Raw genomic sequence first — 20,165 nt, forward strand, 5'->3', positions numbered from 1 at the left:
TGGCTTAAAAAACCAACAGTTAAAGTTGATAAAAGGCCTTTTTATTACTCCCTTGCATTTTCGTCAACCCAATTTTTCAGGGCAGGTGCTGCGGCAAGGGCTGCGATCTCATTGTGCTCAAGGCGCCGGTGCAAACGTGCGCTTTCCCTTTTTATCGACTGGGTCAGTGACGCAAGTCCACTTAGGTCATGGGGAATCTGTTTCTGGTCAAGGTACTGCTTCACCAGCCTTTGGCCGCACAAAACATTTAGAAATATTTTTTCCTCGCCGCCAAGGCCAAACCCTGAACCGCCATGGGTACCTGCCACATGGGTCTTTACCCCATCCCCGAAAAAGGGGGTGTTGTAGGTAAGAAGTGGTTCCCCTGTCTGTTGCCGGCATACCCCATCAATGTAACGGTAGTATTCCCTGAAGGTGTCGACATCTTCAAGTCGCAGATCCAGGGCATACCCCTGATCCTTTAGCACCCTTGCCGTGGTGTAGAGGTCAGCAAGCCCGTTTCTCTCCCCAAGGCCGAACACGGAGGCTTCAACAACGGTTGCGCCTGCCACAACCCCCATGACCGTGTTGGCCGATGCCATGCCAAGGTCGTTATGGCAGTGGACGGCAAGCCGTGTGGAACTGTTCCTGGAAAGCCTGGCAATGGGGGCAATGGCGTCGTGCACCTGGTTGGGGCCCATGATGCCCGAGGTATCGGGCAGGGAGAGAATGTCCAGGGCGAGTTCTTTGATTAGGTATAGGGCCGCCCTTGAAAGGAATTCAGGATCGGTGCGTCCAATGTCCAGAAAGGCAAGTGAGATTTGGGATCCCGGGCAGTTGGCCCTGATTGTTTCAACTGTTGTTCCAAGGTCTGGAAATGCTTGGTCCATGGGGCTGTTCCACTTTTCTTTTGACACATGGGCATGGAGGTGGAAGTCCAAAGTGCCAGTTTCTGAAAGGGTTTGTACATCCTCGAGACATGCCCGGCCCATGGCGGCAACCCGTATGGAATAACCTTTTTCAACTGCTGACGCAGACAAGTGTTTGAGCTTTGCCTGTTCCGATTCATGGGCTGGGGGATAACCTGCCTGGCAGATGTCAACGCCTAAGCGTTCCTGGAAGTTGAGCACGGTCATGGCCTGGTTCGAGGAAAATACCATGCCCCGATGTTGCATACCTTCCCTCAGGGTCTCATCAATGATGCACAATTTGTTTTTATCCATGGTTTCTCTGCTTGTTTTGGGTTAAAGATTATTTCACTGTTGACATTTTATCCGGGTTGCATCTATTTAAACATAATCAGGTGCTCTTTTCGAGCATAATAGGGAATCCGGTGAAATTCCGGAATGGGCCCGCCGCTGTAAACGGGAACGAACGCTGCAATATGTCACTTTCGTGTTGTGAGACGATGGGAAGACGCAGCCATTAGAATGATCCGTGAGTCAGAAGACCTGCCTGGTTGATTGACATGTCGGACTCCCCGTGGACAGGGAACGCCTGGCGATATTCAGGAGAAGAAAAGGGATACCCTGAATCGATATTCATCGGTTCGGGGTTTTTTGTTTGCCTTGAACCATTTTACCCAACTGTTTTTTATGGGAGGCAAAAAAATGAACCAAGACCATGTGTTGAAAATCAACAGGATTGGAAGCAATGGGGTCGTTACAGACAATTTTCCGATTTATACCATGAGGGATGGGTTGCTCTTTCGAACAATTGCCCATCCCATGGGGTGGTCCGAGTGTCCCGATTATAAATTTGGGTCGGATGGAAAATTTTATCGGACAAAGCACCATCTTCAAGGGATAAGTCTGATGCCCGAGTATGAGTTTGGGCCTGGCGGTATGCTTTACCGGACGCAAACCCATGTGGAAGGGTCGGGTAGTGACCCTGAATTCGTGGTACTGGACTGATCCATTCCAGGATCTAAGGGGGTGAACCCGATTATTCCATGAAGGTGAGCCGGGGAAACCTGTCCATGGGGACAAAACGCCTGTATCAGGGGGTGATGGGGCCGGGACGAACGGTCTCTGTTTCACAGCGATTTTTTCCGCTGGCCTTTGCCAGATAAAGTGCCTTGTCCGCTCGTTTGAGAAGTGTCTCCTTGGTGTCCTGGCCTGTATGTTCAGTGACACCCACGCTGATGGTGACGCAGATCTGATCGTCCCCATATCGGGCGGGTTGTGATGCCACAGCCGTTCGTATCTTTTCCGCTGTTTTCATGGCATCCCCAAGGTCGCATCCCTTGAGGAGGATGAGAAATTCCTCTCCGCCCCACCTGCAGAGAATATCGCTGTTACGTATGGTGCGGGCCGCTGTTCCAACGGTCGTTTGTATGATATAGTCGCCTGCCAGATGGCCGTAGGTATCGTTGACCCGTTTGAAGTGGTCAAGGTCAAACAGGATGATCGACAGGGGGGTCTGTTTTCGTTGAATCTCCTTGAGGGTCTGGTCAATGATGATGTCAAAGGCTCTGCGGTTGTAGACTCCCGTGAGTTTGTCCGTTGACGCCATTTTTGTAAGGCGTTTTTGAAACGAGGCAATGGTGAGGTTGGTGACAATGAGGATCAGGCCGATGATGCCAAAGGAAAAGACGAGGTTTAGCACAAGGGTGTTGCGGACCTTTGCAATGGCCTTATCTCCGCATTGCTCCACAAAGAGATACCAGCCAAATTCAGGGATGTACCGGTTGTTCACATAGATGTTTTTGTTGTCTTTTTTGTATTGAAATGACAAGGGGCTGCCCGCGTGAATTTCCTGGCGGTGTTCAGCAATTTCCTTGACCTCAAAGATGTTTTTAACAGGTTTTGAAAAATTTTGACCGTGGAGGGTGATGTTGCCCTCCTTGTCCGTAAAAAAAATGGTACGATTGTACCGTTCCTGGTAGGTGTTGACCATTTTTTTCACCGCATGGATGGCAAGGCCCACCCCTGTTGCGCCAATATAGTTCCCGTCATAGTCATATACCTTGTGGTTGATGAAAATGGTCATGGTGTCCTGGTTGGCCATGTCTGGATCCAGGTTGATCTCGTAGTCCGTGTCAAGGTCTTTGATGCGGAAATACCATTGGTCACGAAACTCCTGTCTTTCAACGGTTTTTAATATGCCCTTTGAGTAGTAGTATTGTTTGGTGTTGTCTGAGACAAAAAAGCTGGAAAAAGTGTTGTACTTGACTTTAATTTCTTCAAGGTAACGGGCAATTTTTTGGGGATTCCTTTCTCCCTGGATGACCCAGTCCCGAAGAAAGGTGTCTGCCGCCATGAGGGAGGCGATAAAAGTGGGTTTCAGCAGGTCCCTCTGGATCTCCGAGTAGACGTTGTCACCGGTCAGGGGAAGTTCTGTGTGGGTGATGTGGTGGTTCAGGGCAGCACTTGATACAAGATAGCTTGTAACGCTTGTGCCGATGAACCCCGTGAGCAGCAGTAGGCTTATGATGATGATGAGCCGATAATTTTTACGTGGCATTAAACTCCTTGAACAGTCTGCCTTGAATGATACATCTATTTTAGGGATGAAATTATTACAGACTTTTTTCTGGAATTCAATATAAAAAAATAGTGCTTTTGATCGAGGATGCTGATATCTATTTAGATATTAGGATGAAAGATCGGGTTGAACCCCGGGTCCCTGGAGTATTTAAATGGAAAAAATACAAGGAGCAGTACAATGGCTCAAAAACATAGAATAACAAGGTTCTTTTTAGCGGTTCTATCGGCAATGGTAATTGTGTCTTTTTCTTCTGACCCCGTTTTTGCAGACAAGAAAAAGATTAACATCCGTTTCAGCACCTGGCATGTGCCATCCGGGGCCGATGTTCAGAAACTCTGGATACCCATGCTTGAGGAGATGAAAAAGAGAAGCAACAACCGCATCACCTATACCATGTATTCGGGTGGTGCCCTTGGAAAGGGGCCCGACCATTTTGACATCGTCAAAACAGGGCTCTCGGATATGGGGTATGCGACACTTAGCTGGACCCCGGGCCGTTTTCCTCTGACCGATGTGCTTTCTTCCCCCATTGTCTGTCCGGCAAAGTGGAAGGGGGTTGAGGCGGGCATGGCCATGTACGACAGAATGCTCAGCCCCGAGTTTAAGGATGTCAAGGTGCTCCACATCAACAACTGCGTCATGGCCCATCTTTGGACAACCCGGGCTGTGACCCGGCTTGAGGATCTGCAGGGCATGAAGATTAGAAGCCCGGGAGGCCTCCAGACTCGGGCCATCCAGGCCCTGGGGGCCACACCCGTATTCATGCCCCTGGGGGATGTGTATTTGTCCATGGAAACCGGGGTGATTGACGGGGTTGTCACCTGTCCTGCACTGGTCAAGGCGTTTAAGCTTAACGAGGTGGCAGGGTTTGGGGTGCCGACTTCCTTTGGCTGCGTTTCCGAAGGCTTGTTTGTCAACAAACGGTTTTGGGAAAGGGTGCCCGAGGATCTTAAACCCATCATCGAAAGTGTTGGAAGGGATGCCTATAAAATTGCAGGCATCTTTGACGAAGGGTGGTATGCGGCGACCATGGCTGAATTCAAAACCACCATGGAGATCGAGGAACTTTCCCCGGCCGAGCAGCAGCGATGGGATGACCGGTTCAGAAAGATGCTTGTGGCGTGGGCCGAAGAACTCGAGGCCAAGGGATTGCCCGGTAAAAAGGCTCTGACGGCCTTCAGGGAGGAACTTGGCCGGGTGGGTGTTGGATTTAATGCCTGCCCTTACTAAACACCTGCTGTTTGCAAGGTTTAAGCGACTGGTCCATGGGCTCACCCGGTGGTCCCTGGCCCTTGGCATGGGGTGGGTTCTGGTGATGATGATTCTTACCACGGCTGATGTTGCTGGTCGCTATTTCTTGTCAAAACCAGTACCGGGCGCCATGGAGTTGAGTTCGTTCATGCTGGCTGTTTTTGCCATGCTGGGAATGGCCCATACCCATCAACGGGGTGCCAATGTCCGGGTCACCATGCTGATTCGAACCCTTCCTCCTTTTTTTGCCAACGTTCTTGTGATCATCTCCACAGTCCTTACCCTCCAGATAGTGGGAATGATGGCATGGTACGCAGTCAGAATGGGACTGGAAGAGTACCATGCAAACGCCACCACCGACGCCCTTTCCATTCCCCTGTACCCCCTTGAATTCCTCCTGGCCCTTGGTACCTTGTTGCTCGGGTTGGAGATCATTGTCAACCTTGGTGATGCTTTTTACCGGCTCTTCGCAGCTAAGAACCAGGGGTAAAGGACGCTATTATGGATCCCCAGACCATTGGATTTATCGGTATTGGCGTTCTGTTTTTGCTTTTGTTTATCGGTATGCCCATCGGCTTTTCCCTGGCCTTTGTGGGCTTTTGGGGAATTGCCTTTATCACGGATATAAGCGTTGCCCTTCCCACCCTGGTTCGTTCGTTTAACGGCACCTTTACCACCTATTCGTTTACCGTGATTCCCCTGTTTGTGATCATGGGAGAGCTTGCCACTGTTTCAGGCTTAAGTCAGGGGATATACACCCTTGCCGACAAGTGGCTCAGGCGGCTGCCCGGCGGTCTTGCCATTGCAACCCTGGGTGGGTGTGCCGGGTTTGCCGCCATCTGTGGGTCATCCGTGGCAACGGCAGCAACCATTGGCAGGGTGGCCCTGCCCGAGATGCGAAAGTACGGCTATGACAATTATCTTGCAACGGGAAGCGTTGCAGCCGGCGGTACCCTTGGTTTTTTGATCCCGCCTAGTATCGGGTTTGTGGTTTATGGCATTCTCACGGAACAGTCCATTGGTAAACTTCTGGTTTCAGGTATTCTTCCCGGGGGGATTCTGGTTGCAGCCTTTGTCACCATCGTGGTTGTCTGGGTGATGATCCGGCCCGAAGCGGCGCCCAGGAATCTTGAACAGGCGGGCATGGGCGAGAAGCTTAAGGCACTCAGGGATGTGTGGGAGCTGATTTTGGTTTTTTTCCTTGTCATGGGAGGGATCTATTTCGGGCTGTTTACCCCCACTGAGGCCGGTGCTGTGGGGGCTTTTTTCCTTTTTGTGGTAACCCTTTTAAGGAAAAAATTGACCTGGCCTCTGCTTGTCGAGGCTTTGGCTGCAACGGTCCGGGTGTCGGTCATGATTTTCATGATCCTTGCCGGAGCCTATGTGTTTACTTATTTCATGGCTTTGACCATGATTCCCATGAACCTTTCCGTGTGGCTCAGTGCCATGGTGGTGTCACGATACCTTATCCTTGCTGTGATACTGGCAGGTTACCTTGTCCTTGGCTGTTTCCTGGATGCTACTTCCATGATGGTGCTGACCCTTCCGGTGATTTTTCCCACAATTTTAAAGCTTGGGTTTGATCCGATCTGGTTTGGGGTGATTTCTGTTTTGATGATGGAGGCAGGGCTTATCACTCCGCCCCTGGGTTTGAACATTTTTGTGATTGCAGGGGTGGCGGATGAATCCATGGAAACGGTTTTCAAGGGAGCATTCTTTTTCCTTCTCCCCATTTTCTTCGTGGTCGTTCTTGTGACCCTTTATCCGGGAATCGTTCTTTTTTTGCCACAAATAATGGGGCGATGAACCATTGGGACTGGATTCTTTTTTACCTATAAATCGGCTTTTATGCCCATGCTTTTTGCCCGTTCCACCCATTGCTTTCGTGCTAAAATTCTCATGTCTTCGGCATTGTCTGTTTCATCCACGATTTCCATTCCCATAATCGTTTCAATTAAGTCTTCAAGCGTTACCAATCCATCTAAACTGCCATATTCATTTGCGACAATGGCGATATGCTGGCGATCTTTAAGAAAGTGCTCAAGCAGATTTGACAATGATACCGAGTGGGGGACTGCAAGGATATTACGCTTTAATGTTTCGAGCTTTTCATCGCCTATATTCTGGGCCGCATAAGCCAAAACTTCACCCTTTAGGACGAATCCTGTGATGTCGTCGATATTCCTGTTGTAGAGTGGCAGGCGGGAGAACGGGGTTTGGCTTATTTGTTTTAAAGAATCACTTATTTTTATATTCTGGTCAATTGCTTCGATCACGGTGCGTGGCGTCATTATATCCACTACTTTTAGAGATTCGAACCTGAGCAGGTTTTGTATTATTTTCGATTCGTTGATATGAATCTGACCCGTTTTGACACCAACGGATGTCATGGCAATGAACTCGTCCCGGGTAAAGATATGTCTGGCTTTCCCCCGGGAAATAAATTTTGTAATTTTTTCTGAGATCCATACAACCGGGTAGAGTAAAATAATCAAGGATTTTACAAAAAAAGCGATTGGGCCAGCCAGGACAGGCCAATATACGGCACCAATTGTTTTAGGAAGGATCTCAGAAAGGAAAAGAATTAAAAATGTCATTACACCGGAGAAGACTCCGAACCAGGCGCTTCCAAAAACAACTGTGGCTTTGGCTCCAGCACCTATTGCACCGACTGTATGTGCAATGGTGTTCAGTGTCAAAATTGCCGCAAGGGATCGGTCAATACTATCCTGTTTCAACTCTTTTAGAAGTTTGGCAAATTTAGGTCGTTTTACCTTTATGCCTTCAACATATGAAGGTGGAATGCTCAACAGCACGGCTTCAGCAATGGAACAAAGAAATGAAAAAACCAGTGCCAGCAGTACAAAGACAATTAAAAGAAAAACATCCCTATCCATTTATCAATGAATTATCACATCCGGGCTCAGGTGGGCCGTGATTTTCCGTTCGATGCGTTTAAACACAAAAATCAGGCCGTAAACCAGGATGAGATAGATGACGGCTGCCGTGATAAAGAGTTCGTAAAAGGCAAAGGATCGTGCCGAAACAACCCTTGCAACTCCTGTGATGTCCATGAGGGTGATAATCGAAACAAGTGAGGATGCCTGGAGCAGAAAAACCACCTCGTTGGTGTAGGCTGGCCATGCAATTCGCAGGGCTGCCGGCATGATGATTCTTCGATATAAGAGGATGCCTGACATACCGCAGGCCCGGGCCGCTTCGATTTCTCCAAACGGTACCCCTTCAATACCCCCACGGAAGATCTCCGAGCTGTAGGCTGCAGTGTTCAAGGTTAAAGAGAGGACTGCACAGAAATACGCCTCCCTGAAGAACTGCCACAGCCCGATGTCCGATAAAAACGACTGGAACTGACCACTTCCATAGTAAATAAGAAACAGTTGCACCAGGAGGGGGGTACCCCTGAAGTAAAAGTTGAAACAAAAGGCAGGCATTCGGATTAACGGATTTTTGGAGACCCGCATGATTGAAAGGGGAATGGCCAGGACAAAACCGATAATGACGGAAAGGGCCGTGATCTCAAGGGTGAGTATGGTGCCGTTCAAAAATCTGGGAAGGGTGTTGATGATAATGCTGGTTTCCATGGTTACACTTCCCTCCTGACGCCCCGGTTGGCTTTTCGTTCTGCCCATTGCTGGAAGAACAGGGAGAAGATGGTGATGGCAAGGTAGATCAGCGAGGCTGCAAAGTAACAGGTAAAGGGCTTGTGAAGATTCCTTGCAGCGATATCCGTGCTTCGCATGAGTTCCGGCAGCTGGATCACCGACACCAGGGCCGTTGCCTTGATCAGAACCATCCACACATTGCCAAGGCCCGGGATGGCAAACCGCCACATCTGGGGCAGAAGAATGCGCCGGAAGACCAGCAGAGGTCCCATGCCGCAGGCCTGGGCCGCCTCGATCTGTCCTTTGGGCACGGCAAGGAAAGCCCCCCGGAACACCTCTGTGGCAAATGCACCATAGATGAATCCAATGGTGAGGATGCCCGCGACCATGGGCTTGATCTCAACATAGATCTCCTGGCCGAAAAATGCGGCCATGTCCTGAATCAGGGTCGGGGCACCGTAGTAGACCAGAAGAATCAGCACCAGTTCTGGGATGCCACGGATGACCGTGGTGTAGGTTTCTGCAATGATGCCAAGGGACTTGATGCTCGAGAGCTTGCAAAGGGCCGCACCCAGTCCGAGCAGGATTGTTATGACCATGGCCCCTGCACCAACGGTGATGGTAAGTTTTGCCCCTTTGATCAGCAGGGGGCCATATCCATGAAGCGTAAACACGTGGCGGGTATCCTAAAGATTCTAAAACCGGAAAATCGGCTGGCCGATCTCCCGGTTACGGTTTTATGGTTTAGTCTCCGTATACGTCGAAATCAAAGTATTTCGCGTTGATTCGCTGGTACTCACCGTTGGCGCGGATGGTGTCGATGGCCTTGTTCATGAGGTCAAGCAACTCCTTGTCCTCCTTTCGAATGGCAATTCCGATGCCTTCGCCAAACCATTTCTTGTCTGTGAAGCCCGGGCCCACAAATTCAAAATCCTTGCCCTCTTTTTTGTTGAGGAATCCGTCGGAAAGGACCACCGTGTCGGCAATGACAAGGTCAACCCTGCCCGAGGCAAGGTCCATGTTGGCCTCGTCCTGGGTGGCATAGGATTTGATGTTCATGGTCTTGCCGAATTTGTCCCTGACAAAGTTTTCATGGATAGTTCCCCTCTGAACGCCCACGGTTTTTCCCTTGAGGCCCTCGGGGGTGATTTCAAAGTTACTGCCCTTTTTTGCGATGAATTTTGCAGGGGTGAGGTAGTATTTTTTGGTGAAGTTGACCTTTTGCAGGCGCTCTTGAGTGATGGACATGGAGGCAATGATGGTATCAAATTTTTTGGCAAGAAGGCCCGGGATCATGCCGTCCCAGTCCTGCATGACAAATTCACATTCAACGCCAGCTGCAACGCACAGGGCCTTGGCAATGTCCACATCAAATCCCTGGAGTTTGCCGTCTTTGTCAATGAAGTTGAATGGAGGGTAGGCGCCCTCGGTTCCCATGCGGACCTTGGTGATATTGCCGGCAAATGCTGATCCTGCAACCATGGCAACCAGCAATACAATGGAAACGAATAACGTTTTTTTCATTTTCTCTCCTCAATTTAGCGTTTAAAGATAATATTAAAGCGTCTTGTCCTACATCATATTTGAAAGAAACTGCCTGCACCGTTCTGAATCTGGAGATCCAAAGATATAGGCAGGAGCGCCCTGGGCTTCTATGACCCCCTGGTCAAGGAAGATCACTTTGGATGACACCTCCCTTGCAAACCCCATTTCATGGGTGGCCATGATCATGGTCCGACCTTCTTTGACAAGATCCTGCATCACCTTGAGTACTTCACCCACCAGCTCCGGGTCAAGGGCCGAGGTGGGTTCATCAAATAGAAGGACCTCGGGATCCATGGCAAGGGCCCTTGCAATGGCTGCCCGCTGCTGTTGCCCGCCGGAGAGCTGGGAGGGAAAATAGTGGGAACGTTCGGCAATGCCGACCTTTTCCAGTAGGGCCATGGCCGTTTCTTTTGTCTCTCTTTTCGGGCGCTTGAGAACATGAACCGGTGCTTCCATGATGTTTTCAAGGACCGTCATGTGGGACCAGAGGTTGAAATGCTGGAACACCATGGCCAGGCGGGTTCTGATCCGGTCAACCTGTTTTTGGTCTTCAGGCACCGTCTGATTTCTGCGGTTCTTTTTGAGCCGGATGTGCTCGCCGCCCACATATATTTCGCCGGCCGTTGGGATTTCCAGCAGGTTCATGCAACGAAGAAAGGTGCTTTTACCCGAACCGCTTGATCCGATAAGGGAGATGACGTCCCCCTCATCTGCTGCAACCGAGATTCCCTTGAGTACTTTGAGTTCTCCAAAATCCTTATAAAGGGACTCCACCCTGATCGCTTCTTTTTCTTGTGTATTCACTCTCCACCCCTGTGTGCGTTGATAAACAGAGTTAACCCTACCAATTAATCAAAATTTGTACAAGGGCAATTTGTTCGACAAACGCTTTAGCCGCAAAGCTCTCTTTGGTACAATTCTCTTGAATAGTAAATCACTATTATGGTATTCGATTTTAAAGGATATTTGTTTGATGGATATCGGTGACGGTGCGTGGGCCACAAGTTCTGCACTGCCTGACCGTTGTTTTTTAGGAAGAAATTATAGATTCAGGAGTTTATTGAGGAGAGGAATGCCGCTGGTTCAAGGGAGGAAAAAAACCCGCAGAGTCTCAATTGGGAAGGTCGCCGTAGGAGCAGGCCTGCCCGTGGCTGTACAGTCCATGACCAATACCCCGACAGGGGATGTTGCAGCAACCGTTACACAGATCCAACGCCTTGAGGCTGCCGGGTGTGAAATAATCCGGGTGGCCGTTCCCGACATGGCGGCGGCCCTTGCCCTGGCTAAAATCCGCCAGAAGATTAACATCCCCCTGATCGCGGATATTCATTTTGATTACCGGCTTGCCCTTGCATCCCTGGCGTCCGGGGCAGACGGGTTACGGATCAATCCGGGAAATATTGGTGAAGAGTGGAAGGTGCGTGAAGTGGCAAATTGTGCCCGGGAAAAGGGGGTTCCCATACGCATCGGCGTGAATGCGGGCTCCCTTGAACGGGAATTTATCGAAAGGCTTGGGCCCACCCCTGAGGCCATGGTAGAAAGCGCCATGGTGAATATCGGAATCCTTGAACGTATTGGTTTTAAAGATATAAAGGTCTCCTTGAAAGCCTCTGATGTGGCAAGAACCGTTGCAGCCTATCGACTGATTGCCGCAAGGACGGATGTTCCCCTCCATGTGGGGGTAACCGAGGCGGGAGGGCTTTTTGCCGGCATCACAAAATCGGCCATTGGCATTGGCATGCTCCTTGCTGAAGGCATCGGTGACACCATAAGGGTTTCATTGACCCGGGACCCGGTTGAAGAGGTTCGAACGGCCTGGGAGATCCTGAGGGCACTGGGGCTTCGGTCAAGGGGGCCGGAAATTATCTCCTGTCCCACCTGCGGGCGCTGTAAAATCGATCTTTTTACTGTTGCTGAACAGGTGGAGGCAGCGCTGCTCAACTGCCCCCTTGATATAAAGGTCGCCATTATGGGGTGCGTGGTTAACGGACCGGGAGAGGCAAAGGAGGCTGACATCGGCATTGCCGGTGGGGATGGTTTCGGTATTCTCTTTAAAAAGGGAAAAGTTGTTCGAAAGATAGATCAGCATGACCTTGTCAGGGTCCTGCTCAAAGAAATAGAAAATTTAAAATAAATTCTGGAGGAAGATAGATGGTAAAACAGGCAAAAAACGCGATATCACCCACCCGGGACGAAGACTATCCAATGTGGTACCAGGAGGTGGTGAAGGCCTCGGAAATGGCTGAAAAATCACCTGTCCGGGGCTGCATGGTGATTAAACCCTGGGGGTATGCCCTGTGGGAAAACATCGTGAGCACAATGGATGGCATGTTTAAGGATACGGGTATTAAAAATGCCTATTTTCCTCTGTTTATCCCCTTAAGTTACCTTGAGAAAGAGGCTGAACATGTGGAGGGATTTGCCAAGGAATGCGCTGTTGTTACCCACCACAGACTTGAAGCAGGGGAGGACGGTAAGCTCGTTCCGGCGGGAAAACTCACCGAACCCCTGATTGTCAGGCCCACCTCCGAGACCATTATCGGAGAATCCATGTCCCGCTGGACCTCGAGCTATCGGGATCTTCCCATTTTGCTCAACCAGTGGGCCAACGTGGTACGCTGGGAGATGCGGACCCGGATTTTTCTCAGGACAAGCGAGTTCCTCTGGCAGGAGGGCCACACGGCCCACGCCACTGAGGCTGAGGCAAGGGAGCGGACCATGATGATGCTTGATGTATACACACGGTTTGTCGAAGAGTATCTTGCCATGCCCGTTGTCAGGGGAAGAAAAACTGCCTCTGAAAGATTTCCAGGAGCAGTTGATACGGTGTGTATAGAGGCCATGATGCAGGATAAAAAAGCCCTCCAGGCTGGAACTTCCCATTTTCTCGGGCAGAATTTTGCCCGCAGTTCCGACATCCGTTTCCAGAATGCAGATAAAAAAGAAGAGTTTGCCTGGACCACTTCCTGGGGAACGTCCACCCGGATGATCGGGGGCATGATCATGACCCATGCCGATGACGACGGCGTGATCATGCCTCCCAGAGTTGCCCCGGCCCATGTGGTGCTGCTCCCGATTGCCCGAAAAGAGGAAGACCAGAGAAAGGTAATGGAATACACCCGGAGTCTTGCCGATGCCCTGGCGGTTAGAACCTATCACGGTTCAAGAATCAGGGTCGAGATCGATGACAGGGATACGGGCGGTGCAAGGGCCTGGGATTGGATCAAAAAGGGAATCCCCCTGAGGGCTGAGATCGGACCCAGGGACATGGAAAACGATTGTGTCTTTCTTGGCCGGAGGGATGAAGCCCCTGGAAAGAAAGTTTCCCTGCCCCGGGAAGATTTTATCAACACCATTGACACGATTCTCGATGATATCCAGAATAACCTGTTTAACCGGGCCCTTGCCTTTAAACGGGAAAATACCATTGAAATAGATGACACTGAAGAATTTAAAGCGCTGTTCACTGCACCCGACGAAAACAGTATCCATGGCGGATTTGTCATGGCCCACTGGTGTGGTGCGGCCGAGTGTGAGGCAAAAATAAAAGAGGATCTGTCAGTTACCATCCGCTGTATTCCCTTTGACTCAAAGACAGAACAGGGTCGCTGTATCTGCTGCGGTAATGCAAGCGGACGCAGGGTGTTGTTTGCAAAGGCCTATTGACCATGGGTAGGTTCGTATCATGATAAGAATAAATGATATCCTTGACAAGATCGCTGAGTACAATCCCGGGGCTGATCTTGACGTGATTGACCGGGCCTATGTCTATTCGGCAAGGGTCCATTCAGGTCAGATGCGGCTTTCAGGCGAGCCTTACCTCTCCCATCCCCTTGAGGTGGCCGCCATTCTTGCAGATATGAAGCTTGATGTTGAAAGTATTGCTGCGGCACTGCTCCACGATGTCATTGAGGATACCCATGCAACTGAACAGGAGATCCTGGAGATGTTTGGTCCAGGAATTCTTCACATTGTTGCAGGCGTCACAAAGATTTCCAAGCTTACCTTTTCCACGAAAGCGGCCCAGCAGGCCGAGAGTCTGAGAAAGATGATTCTTGCCATGGCCGATGATATTCGGGTTGTTCTTATCAAACTTGCCGACCGGATTCACAACATGCGAACGCTGAAGTTTCATAAAAGCCAGGAAAAGCAGCGGAGCATTGCCCAGGAAACCCTGGATATTTATGCGCCCATTGCTGCTCGGCTGGGTATCTTCTGGATCAAGCAGGAGCTTGAGGACCTCTCCTTTTTATATACCCATCCGGAAGAGTATGCGTCCATTGATCTTCTGGTGAACAAGGCAAAGGAGGAAAGGGAGAGTTACATTGCAACGGTCATGGAAAGGGTCAAGGAAAAACTTGCCAATTCAAACATTGAGGCCGATGTCAAGGGACGCTACAAACAGCACTACAGCATTTATCACAAGATGGTCACCCAGAACCTTGAGTTTGAAGAGCTTTACGACATTGTTGCCTTCAGGATTATTGTTGATACGGTTTCCAGGTGTTATGAGGTAATGGGGCTGATTCATTCCATGTGGAAACCCATATCCGGTAAGATCAAGGATTATATCGGGGTGCCAAAACCCAACATGTACCAGTCGTTGCACACAACGGTCATCGGCCCCCGGGGGGACCGGGTGGAACTTCAGATTCGCACACGGGAAATGGACAAGATTGCTGAGTCCGGCATTGCCGCCCACTGGAGCTATAAGCAGGGAGGGGGCTTTGACGAAAAAACGGGTGAGGCCTTTGCCTGGATTCGAAACCTTGTGGAAAACCAGGAAAATTTCAGTGACCCGGACGAGTTCCTGGAAAACGTCCGCATCGATCTTTATTCGGACGAGATTTATATCTTCACCCCCCATGGGGAAATCAAAACCCTTCCCAAGGGGGCAACCCCGGTTGATTTTGCCTATCTTATCCACACGGAGGTGGGAGATCAGTGCACGGGTGCCCGGGTGAACGGTAAACTTGTCACCCTGACCCATGGCCTGATCACGGGGGATACCATTGAAATCGTCACCACCAAGGGAAGTCATCCCAGTGCAGACTGGCTCAATTTTGTCAAGACGGTAAAGGCAAAGACAAAGATCCGCCAGTGGGTCAGGACCCGGGAAAGGGAGAGAAGCATCACCCTGGGTCGGGAGATGTGTGAAAAGCAGTTCAGGAAAAAGGGCCACAGCTTTGCTGCCCTTGTCAAGTCCGGGGTGATCGCACAGGTTTCTGATGGTTATGGCTTCAAGCAGGTCGAAGACCTTATCGCCCATGTGGGGTTTGGCAAAATTACCCCCGTGCAGATCATGAATCGGGCCTTGCCCGGGGTGGAGACCCAGAAGGAGCCGTCTATTTTTGACAAGCTGATCAAGTCAAAAATTCGAAAAAAGAGCAGGGACGGGATTATTGTAAAGGGACTTGACGATATTCTGGTGCGGTTTTCAAAATGCTGTAACCCCTTGCCCGGAGATCCCATTATCGGTTATATCACCCAGGGACAGGGGGTTACTGTTCACAGAAAAAACTGTGTCACTGTTCAGAAGATGGATCCTGAAAGACAGATTGATGTCGAGTGGAGCAATGACTTCACCGAGTCATACCCTGCATTGATCAGGGTGCGCTCCACCGACAGATTTGGTCTGTTGGCGGATGTGGTTGCCGCCATCACTAAAAACAACGCAAATATTATCAACGCAAGCACGGACACTTCCGAACTAAGTGCGGTGAGTTCCTATTTTACCATCTCGGTGGAGAGTACGGATCGACTCCGGAAAATCATGACCGAGATCAGAAAGGTAAAGCAGGTTAAGGATGTCAAGCGAATGGTGCCCAACGATTAGGAAGCGCTGGTGACCTTTCCCTGGCCCATGGTCGGGGCCTTGACTACCTTGCCGGCCTTGATGCAGCTTGTGCATACATCGATACGTCTTACCTGGCCATCAAAAAGGGCCTTTACCCGCTGAAGGTTGGGGTTGAACCTTCTTTTGTTAACATTGTGTGCATGGCTGACATTGTTTCCAACCATGGGTTTTTTTCCGCATATCTTGCATTCCTTGGACATTGCTATTCTCCTTAAAGACAAAAAAATATCATCAAGCCTGAAACCCAAGCCTGAAACTCAATTAAACTTTAAACAAGGATTCATACCTTAAACGGCATGCCTTGTAAAGATAAATCCGGGCCGGTCAGCCTGTTTTCAGATCGGGATCGGTTGAATCGGGGTTACTTTTCATCCCCTCCATTGGCCTGGTCTCCAAATTGGTCGATCATTTCACGACAGACGGCAATCCGGGGCAGGGCTTCTTTACCTTCCCTTGTGTCAGGGTAGTTTGCAAAAAGATGTTCAAACCGTTTCATGGCCGCCTTATAGTGCTTTGCCTTGAAATAGAACTCGGCAACATAGAGTTCATGACCTGCCAGGCTTTTGATGCACACCTCGATGTGTTGTGCGGCCTTGGCCGACTCCGGGGCGTCAGGAAATCTGTGGACCAGACGGTTGAATTCAGTCTGGGCTTTTAAGGCACATCTCTGGTCCCGGTCAACCGTATCAATCCTGTCAAACCAGCAGCGTCCAGTCTGGTAAATGACATAGGGAATGGCCTCATTCTTGGGATGGAGGTTCTCAAATTCCTGGTAGGCAAAGATCGCCTCATCATATTCCTCCAACTGAAAGTGGGCATCGGCGATTTTCAGCTCTGCCAGGATGGCGTATTTGCTGAAGGGATACCAGTCCTTTAATGTGGTGAATGATTTGATGGCATACTTGTAATCCTGGTCTCTGAACTGTGCAGATCCTTCCCGGACAAGGGTCTCTGCACTTTTTTCCATCTCGTGCTTTCCCTTGAACCAAGCGCAGCCGGAAGCAGAGAACACAAACAGAGACAAAACAATCACTGCAATTTTTTTCATCAGCCTATATTCTCAATAAAGTGTTCGGCGGAAACAGATGCAATGGCAGCATCTCCAACGGCAGTGGCAATTTGTCGTAAAGGCGTGTTTCTGACATCCCCTGCTGCAAAAACGCCAGGAACAGAAGTTGCCATATACTGATCGGCAACAATAAAACCCCACTGGTCAAGTTCTATACTCTTGTCCAGAAAACCGGTGTTGGGCGTGATGCCTATCCAGACAAAACAGCCGTCTGCTTTGATGGTCCTTGACTCCTGGGTTTTGACATTTTTGACGTGAACATTTTCAACGCCAAAGAAACCGTCCATGCCCGTGACAACAGAGTCCCAGACAAATTCGATTTTTTTGTTCTTGAACGCTCGTTCCTGGAGGATCTTTGTGGCCCTGAGTTCATCCCGCCGGTGGACGAGGTATACCTTGTTGACAAACTTTGTCAGATAGATCGCCTCCTGAATGGCCGTATCTCCTCCGCCAACGGCAACAACGGTTTTCTCTTTGAAAAACGGGGCGTCACAGGTGGCGCAGAAGGAAACCCCCTTGCCCATGAACTTCTCTTCTCCCACATTGAGCTTTCGGGGAGAGGCCCCTGATGCGATGATGAGGCTTTTTGTCGTGATGGTTCTCTCTCCCAGTTGAAGGGTCTTGACCTTGGGAGTGAGTGTCATTGAGGAGACTTCTTCGGATTCAATCTCAAGGCCCAGGGTTTTTGCCTGGGTAAGCATCTTTTCAGCCAGGTCGTATCCACTGATTCCCTCGGGAAAGCCTGGATAGTTTTCAACCCAGTCCGTGATAATGACCTGGCCACCTGGTGCTGCTTTTTCCAAAAGTAGCACCTTCATTCGTGCCCGGGCAGCGTAAATGCCCGCAGTCATACCTGCAGGCCCTGCACCAATAATCACGATTTCATAATCGGTATCGGTCTCTGGCATGGACGCATTCTCCTTTTTACATATATTGTCAAAGGTTAAAGGGCTTTTATAGCCGCCTCAAGCTTTGATTTTGACACCATGCCGGTGATCTGATCCGCAATCTTGCCGTCTTTAAAAAAGATCAGGGTGGGGATGGCCTTGATTCCGTATTTGCTGGGGGTCACGGGGTTCTCGTCAACATTGACCTTGACAAATTTTACCGTATTTCCATAGGTTGCCTCAAGCTCTTCAACAATGGGTCCGATGGCCCGGCACGGTCCGCACCAGGGGGCCCAGAAATCAACCACAACGGGTTTGTCTGAGTTCAATACATCCTTTTCAAAACCATCGTCGTCTATCTCTAAAATTTCTGACATAATGTATTCCTTTATTTACAGGTTCGTTTAAACATCAGGTAAATATATGTTGTTAAAATTAGTTTGTCAATATGATCTGAACTTCGTTTTGCTTGACATCTTCGATTGGCTCTCCCATTATTGCCCATAAAAAACAAGGAGAAATTTTCATGAAAAAAAAAATAAAGGCAGGGGCACTGGTTTCGGGCGGCGGGACAAATTTACAGGCCATTATCGATGCCGCAGGCCAGGGAGAGATTGATGTGGATCTGGTGTTTGTGGGGGCGGACAATTTTGAGGCCAAGGGCCTTGAACGGGCCCAAAAAGCAGGGATTGAAACCTTTGTGGTTGACTACCGGGCCATTATCGAACAGGTAAAAAATTCACCCGAAAGCGTTGATATTCCTGATGATTTCAACCTGGAAGAGATTCGAGGAAAACAGAGCCTTGTTCCGGAATCTGCGGGTGCGTCAAAGGTTGAGCAGTTTTTGACCTCAAGGGCCGTTGCTGAACGGGCAATGCTCGACCATATCCTGCCCCACAAGGTTGATCTTCTGATCCTGGCAGGCTTCATGCGCACCCTTACCCCCTATTTCATCGATCGCATCAACACGGACCGTAAACGGATCATGAATATCCATCCGGCCCTTCTTCCGGCATTTCCCGGAACCGACGGGTATGGAGACACCTTCAGGTATGGGTGCAGGGTGGGCGGATGCACGGTTCACTTCATCGACTATGGTGAGGATACTGGCCCCATACTTGGTCAGCGGGCCTTTGACATTGACGAGAACGACACCCTTGAAACCATCAAGAAAAAGGGGCTTGCCCTTGAGTGGGAACTCTATCCCGAGTGTATCCAGAAGTTTGCACGAAGGATTCTGGGATAGGGGTGTTATCCGATTACCTTGAGCATCAACGGGATGGCTGCCATGGTGCCGATGGAGCTGCCAAGATTTGTAAATACAACCACCAGCAGAATCCGGGTGACATTGTTTCTCCAGAATCCCCGTACTGTGAGGATGTCAACGGGTATGGATTCAAGGTCCTTTACCTTGGGTTTTCTTGAGATTGCCTCCACAAGGCCCGACACCCATCCTGCGGCAATCATGGGGTTGAGGGATGTCAACGGGGCCGCAAGGATCGAGGTGAGGATTGTCCAGGGGTGTGCCAGGGCTGCAACGGCGCCAAGTCCCGCAAAGAGACCATTGGCTGCAATCCACATCCAGATCATGTCTGTGCCACCGCCCTTGCCCTTTATGAAGAATCCTGCACCAAACAGGACAAGAATGGCAAGGGGAATGAGCCACTTCATGATCTTTCCGAAATTGCCACCCCTGGGTATCCGGGTCAACTCATCCATGTCCACAGCGGTGCTGTCTGCCAGGTAGCGTTTGATGCCGGGAACGTGACCTGCACCTGCAACGGCAACGATCCTGTCACCCGGGGCGGTTCGGATGGTTTCTGCAAGAAACTGGTCCCGTTCGTCAATCAGTATTCTTTCAAGGATGGGGTGGGAGCGTTTCATGTCCGCAAGCAGGGTTTGCAGGATGTCCTCCTGCTTCATACGTTCGATTTCCTCTTCAGTGATCTCGTCGGTGTTGCCAAGGGAGAAAACCATCTGGAACATCAGCTTGAGTCGTTCCCACAGGCCCATGCTTCTCCATACCCGGGTAAGGGTGGTCTGGATTGCCCTGTCCGCTGGAAAAATTCGGGCGTCAATTTTTTCGCCTGCCTCAATGGCGTTGATCATCTCCTGGCCGGGTTTGATTTCAAATTTTTCTGCAATTCGTTTCTGGAACGAGGCAAGCATCAGGTTCATGAGAAGGAACATGGCCTTTTTTTCCCGGATTACCTTGATGATGTCCATGTTGCGCCAGGCGTCCTTGTCCCGTATGGATTGAAGCCGGGTCTCGCAGAGCTCCACACACACGGTGTCCGGACGTTCAGACTCAATGACCCGGGTGACAAGGAGGGCGCTCTCTTTGGAGACGTGGGCCGTTCCGATTAAAATGATCTCTTTTCCGTTGCAGAAGATGCGGTCTACCCCTTCAAGGTCTGCAGTTGCTATGTTGTCCATACGCCCATGGTGTCCTTAAATTGTCCTAA

Annotated in this window: 20 protein-coding genes and 1 riboswitch; of the genes, 8 read left to right on the forward strand and 12 right to left on the reverse strand. The window is 50.1% G+C overall.

The window, feature by feature from the left end:
• Nucleotides 1–44: 44 nt before the first annotated feature.
• A complete protein-coding gene (locus tag HRM2_RS06035) occupies nt 45–1,202 on the reverse strand; it encodes a hypothetical protein (protein WP_041273089.1) in 1,158 nt (385 codons plus the stop codon).
• Nucleotides 1,203–1,263: 61 nt separating this feature from the next.
• A riboswitch (cobalamin riboswitch) is annotated at nt 1,264–1,452 on the forward strand.
• 137 nt (nt 1,453–1,589) lie between these two features.
• Between HRM2_RS06035 and HRM2_RS06040 the strand changes: the two genes are divergently transcribed.
• Nucleotides 1,590–1,892: a hypothetical protein gene (locus HRM2_RS06040; RefSeq protein WP_015903118.1), complete on the forward strand. Its 303-nt coding sequence runs from the start codon at nt 1,590–1,592 to the stop codon at nt 1,890–1,892.
• Between the two features lie 85 nt (nt 1,893–1,977).
• On the opposite strand, the gene HRM2_RS06045 is transcribed toward HRM2_RS06040, so the two are convergent.
• Nucleotides 1,978–3,444 (reverse strand): sensor domain-containing diguanylate cyclase, encoded by a 1,467-nt coding sequence (locus HRM2_RS06045; RefSeq protein ID WP_015903119.1) that lies wholly within the window; start codon nt 3,442–3,444, stop codon nt 1,978–1,980.
• Nucleotides 3,445–3,645: 201 nt separating this feature from the next.
• On the opposite strand from HRM2_RS06045, the gene HRM2_RS06050 reads away from it, so the two are divergent.
• The 3 genes from HRM2_RS06050 to HRM2_RS06060 are packed head-to-tail and all read left to right on the forward strand — an operon-like array spanning nt 3,646 to nt 6,525.
• Nucleotides 3,646–4,698, forward strand: coding sequence for a TRAP transporter substrate-binding protein (locus HRM2_RS06050; RefSeq protein ID WP_015903120.1), 1,053 nt, complete (start codon nt 3,646–3,648; stop codon nt 4,696–4,698).
• Nucleotides 4,682–5,209: a TRAP transporter small permease gene (locus HRM2_RS06055; RefSeq protein WP_015903121.1), complete on the forward strand. Its 528-nt coding sequence runs from the start codon at nt 4,682–4,684 to the stop codon at nt 5,207–5,209. The genes HRM2_RS06050 and HRM2_RS06055 overlap by 17 nt, the downstream gene beginning before the upstream one ends.
• 11 nt (nt 5,210–5,220) lie before the next feature.
• Complete coding sequence (locus tag HRM2_RS06060) at nt 5,221–6,525, forward strand: TRAP transporter large permease (protein WP_015903122.1); 1,305 nt, start codon at nt 5,221–5,223, stop codon at nt 6,523–6,525.
• Nucleotides 6,526–6,551: 26 nt separating this feature from the next.
• On the opposite strand, the gene HRM2_RS06065 is transcribed toward HRM2_RS06060, so the two are convergent.
• The 5 genes from HRM2_RS06065 to HRM2_RS06085 all read right to left on the reverse strand — a co-directional run bounded on the left by HRM2_RS06065 (nt 6,552) and on the right by HRM2_RS06085 (nt 10,691).
• Nucleotides 6,552–7,616 carry a hemolysin family protein gene (locus tag HRM2_RS06065; protein WP_015903123.1) on the reverse strand — a complete coding sequence of 355 codons (1,065 nt, stop codon included), beginning with the start codon at nt 7,614–7,616 and terminating at the stop codon, nt 6,552–6,554.
• A 3-nt stretch (nt 7,617–7,619) separates the two neighbouring features.
• A complete protein-coding gene (locus HRM2_RS06070) occupies nt 7,620–8,321 on the reverse strand; it encodes an ABC transporter permease (RefSeq protein ID WP_015903124.1) in 702 nt (233 codons plus the stop codon).
• A gap of 2 nt (nt 8,322–8,323) precedes the next feature.
• Entirely contained in the window at nt 8,324–9,016 is a 693-nt protein-coding gene (locus HRM2_RS06075) for an ABC transporter permease (protein WP_015903125.1), read from the reverse strand.
• 70 nt (nt 9,017–9,086) lie between these two features.
• Nucleotides 9,087–9,866: an ABC transporter substrate-binding protein gene (locus HRM2_RS06080; RefSeq protein WP_015903126.1), complete on the reverse strand. Its 780-nt coding sequence runs from the start codon at nt 9,864–9,866 to the stop codon at nt 9,087–9,089.
• Between the two features lie 48 nt (nt 9,867–9,914).
• Entirely contained in the window at nt 9,915–10,691 is a 777-nt protein-coding gene (locus HRM2_RS06085) for an ABC transporter ATP-binding protein (RefSeq protein ID WP_015903127.1), read from the reverse strand.
• 268 nt (nt 10,692–10,959) lie between these two features.
• Here HRM2_RS06085 and ispG point away from each other — a divergent pair, with 268 nt between their 5' ends.
• Genes ispG through HRM2_RS06100 form a run of 3 tightly spaced genes read left to right on the forward strand, consistent with a single transcriptional unit; the run spans nt 10,960 to nt 15,723 of the window.
• Nucleotides 10,960–12,021: a flavodoxin-dependent (E)-4-hydroxy-3-methylbut-2-enyl-diphosphate synthase gene (gene ispG, locus HRM2_RS06090; RefSeq protein WP_041273091.1), complete on the forward strand. Its 1,062-nt coding sequence runs from the start codon at nt 10,960–10,962 to the stop codon at nt 12,019–12,021.
• A 17-nt stretch (nt 12,022–12,038) separates the two neighbouring features.
• Nucleotides 12,039–13,553 carry a proline--tRNA ligase gene (gene proS / locus HRM2_RS06095; RefSeq protein ID WP_015903129.1) on the forward strand — a complete coding sequence of 505 codons (1,515 nt, stop codon included), beginning with the start codon at nt 12,039–12,041 and terminating at the stop codon, nt 13,551–13,553.
• 19 nt (nt 13,554–13,572) lie between these two features.
• Nucleotides 13,573–15,723, forward strand: coding sequence for a RelA/SpoT family protein (locus HRM2_RS06100; protein WP_015903130.1), 2,151 nt, complete (start codon nt 13,573–13,575; stop codon nt 15,721–15,723).
• Here HRM2_RS06100 and rpmB read toward each other — a convergent pair.
• The 4 genes from rpmB to trxA form a co-directional block, all read right to left on the reverse strand.
• Nucleotides 15,720–15,944 carry a 50S ribosomal protein L28 gene (rpmB, locus tag HRM2_RS06105; protein WP_015903131.1) on the reverse strand — a complete coding sequence of 75 codons (225 nt, stop codon included), beginning with the start codon at nt 15,942–15,944 and terminating at the stop codon, nt 15,720–15,722. The genes HRM2_RS06100 and rpmB overlap by 4 nt on opposite strands.
• Nucleotides 15,945–16,105: 161 nt before the next feature.
• The gene (locus HRM2_RS06110; protein WP_049770407.1) at nt 16,106–16,792 is read right to left on the reverse strand and encodes an outer membrane protein assembly factor BamD; all 687 of its coding nucleotides are present in this window, start codon (nt 16,790–16,792) and stop codon (nt 16,106–16,108) included.
• Complete coding sequence (trxB, locus tag HRM2_RS06115) at nt 16,792–17,721, reverse strand: thioredoxin-disulfide reductase (RefSeq protein WP_015903133.1); 930 nt, start codon at nt 17,719–17,721, stop codon at nt 16,792–16,794. Before trxB ends, HRM2_RS06110 begins: the two co-directional genes overlap by 1 nt.
• Before the next feature lie 35 nt (nt 17,722–17,756).
• Complete coding sequence (gene trxA / locus HRM2_RS06120) at nt 17,757–18,077, reverse strand: thioredoxin (RefSeq protein ID WP_015903134.1); 321 nt, start codon at nt 18,075–18,077, stop codon at nt 17,757–17,759.
• A 149-nt stretch (nt 18,078–18,226) separates the two neighbouring features.
• On the opposite strand from trxA, the gene purN reads away from it, so the two are divergent.
• Nucleotides 18,227–18,946, forward strand: coding sequence for a phosphoribosylglycinamide formyltransferase (gene purN / locus HRM2_RS06125; RefSeq protein WP_015903135.1), 720 nt, complete (start codon nt 18,227–18,229; stop codon nt 18,944–18,946).
• Nucleotides 18,947–18,951: 5 nt separating this feature from the next.
• Here the strand turns inward: purN and HRM2_RS06130 are convergent, their stop codons facing one another.
• The gene (locus HRM2_RS06130) at nt 18,952–20,136 is read right to left on the reverse strand and encodes a TraB/GumN family protein (protein ID WP_015903136.1); all 1,185 of its coding nucleotides are present in this window, start codon (nt 20,134–20,136) and stop codon (nt 18,952–18,954) included.
• Between the last annotated feature and the right edge of the window lie 29 nt (nt 20,137–20,165).

The sequence above is a fragment of the Desulforapulum autotrophicum HRM2 genome, from assembly GCF_000020365.1.
GTDB lineage: Bacteria > Desulfobacterota > Desulfobacteria > Desulfobacterales > Desulfobacteraceae > Desulforapulum > Desulforapulum autotrophicum.

Bases quoted from the DNA above. Each gene is read 5' to 3' on its own strand.
- HRM2_RS06035 (WP_041273089.1), bottom strand. From the start codon at position 1,202: ATGGATAAAAACAAATTGTGCATCATTGATGAGACCCTGAGGGAAGGT.
- HRM2_RS06040 (WP_015903118.1), top strand. From the start codon at position 1,590: ATGAACCAAGACCATGTGTTGAAAATCAACAGGATTGGAAGCAATGGG.
- HRM2_RS06045 (WP_015903119.1), bottom strand. From the start codon at position 3,444: ATGCCACGTAAAAATTATCGGCTCATCATCATCATAAGCCTACTGCTG.
- HRM2_RS06050 (WP_015903120.1), top strand. From the start codon at position 3,646: ATGGCTCAAAAACATAGAATAACAAGGTTCTTTTTAGCGGTTCTATCG.
- HRM2_RS06055 (WP_015903121.1), top strand. From the start codon at position 4,682: ATGCCTGCCCTTACTAAACACCTGCTGTTTGCAAGGTTTAAGCGACTG.
- HRM2_RS06060 (WP_015903122.1), top strand. From the start codon at position 5,221: ATGGATCCCCAGACCATTGGATTTATCGGTATTGGCGTTCTGTTTTTG.
- HRM2_RS06065 (WP_015903123.1), bottom strand. From the start codon at position 7,616: ATGGATAGGGATGTTTTTCTTTTAATTGTCTTTGTACTGCTGGCACTG.
- HRM2_RS06070 (WP_015903124.1), bottom strand. From the start codon at position 8,321: ATGGAAACCAGCATTATCATCAACACCCTTCCCAGATTTTTGAACGGC.
- HRM2_RS06080 (WP_015903126.1), bottom strand. From the start codon at position 9,866: ATGAAAAAAACGTTATTCGTTTCCATTGTATTGCTGGTTGCCATGGTT.
- ispG (WP_041273091.1), top strand. From the start codon at position 10,960: ATGCCGCTGGTTCAAGGGAGGAAAAAAACCCGCAGAGTCTCAATTGGG.
- proS (WP_015903129.1), top strand. From the start codon at position 12,039: ATGGTAAAACAGGCAAAAAACGCGATATCACCCACCCGGGACGAAGAC.
- HRM2_RS06100 (WP_015903130.1), top strand. From the start codon at position 13,573: ATGATAAGAATAAATGATATCCTTGACAAGATCGCTGAGTACAATCCC.
- rpmB (WP_015903131.1), bottom strand. From the start codon at position 15,944: ATGTCCAAGGAATGCAAGATATGCGGAAAAAAACCCATGGTTGGAAAC.
- HRM2_RS06110 (WP_049770407.1), bottom strand. From the start codon at position 16,792: ATGAAAAAAATTGCAGTGATTGTTTTGTCTCTGTTTGTGTTCTCTGCT.
- trxB (WP_015903133.1), bottom strand. From the start codon at position 17,721: ATGCCAGAGACCGATACCGATTATGAAATCGTGATTATTGGTGCAGGG.
- trxA (WP_015903134.1), bottom strand. From the start codon at position 18,077: ATGTCAGAAATTTTAGAGATAGACGACGATGGTTTTGAAAAGGATGTA.
- purN (WP_015903135.1), top strand. From the start codon at position 18,227: ATGAAAAAAAAAATAAAGGCAGGGGCACTGGTTTCGGGCGGCGGGACA.
- HRM2_RS06130 (WP_015903136.1), bottom strand. From the start codon at position 20,136: ATGGACAACATAGCAACTGCAGACCTTGAAGGGGTAGACCGCATCTTC.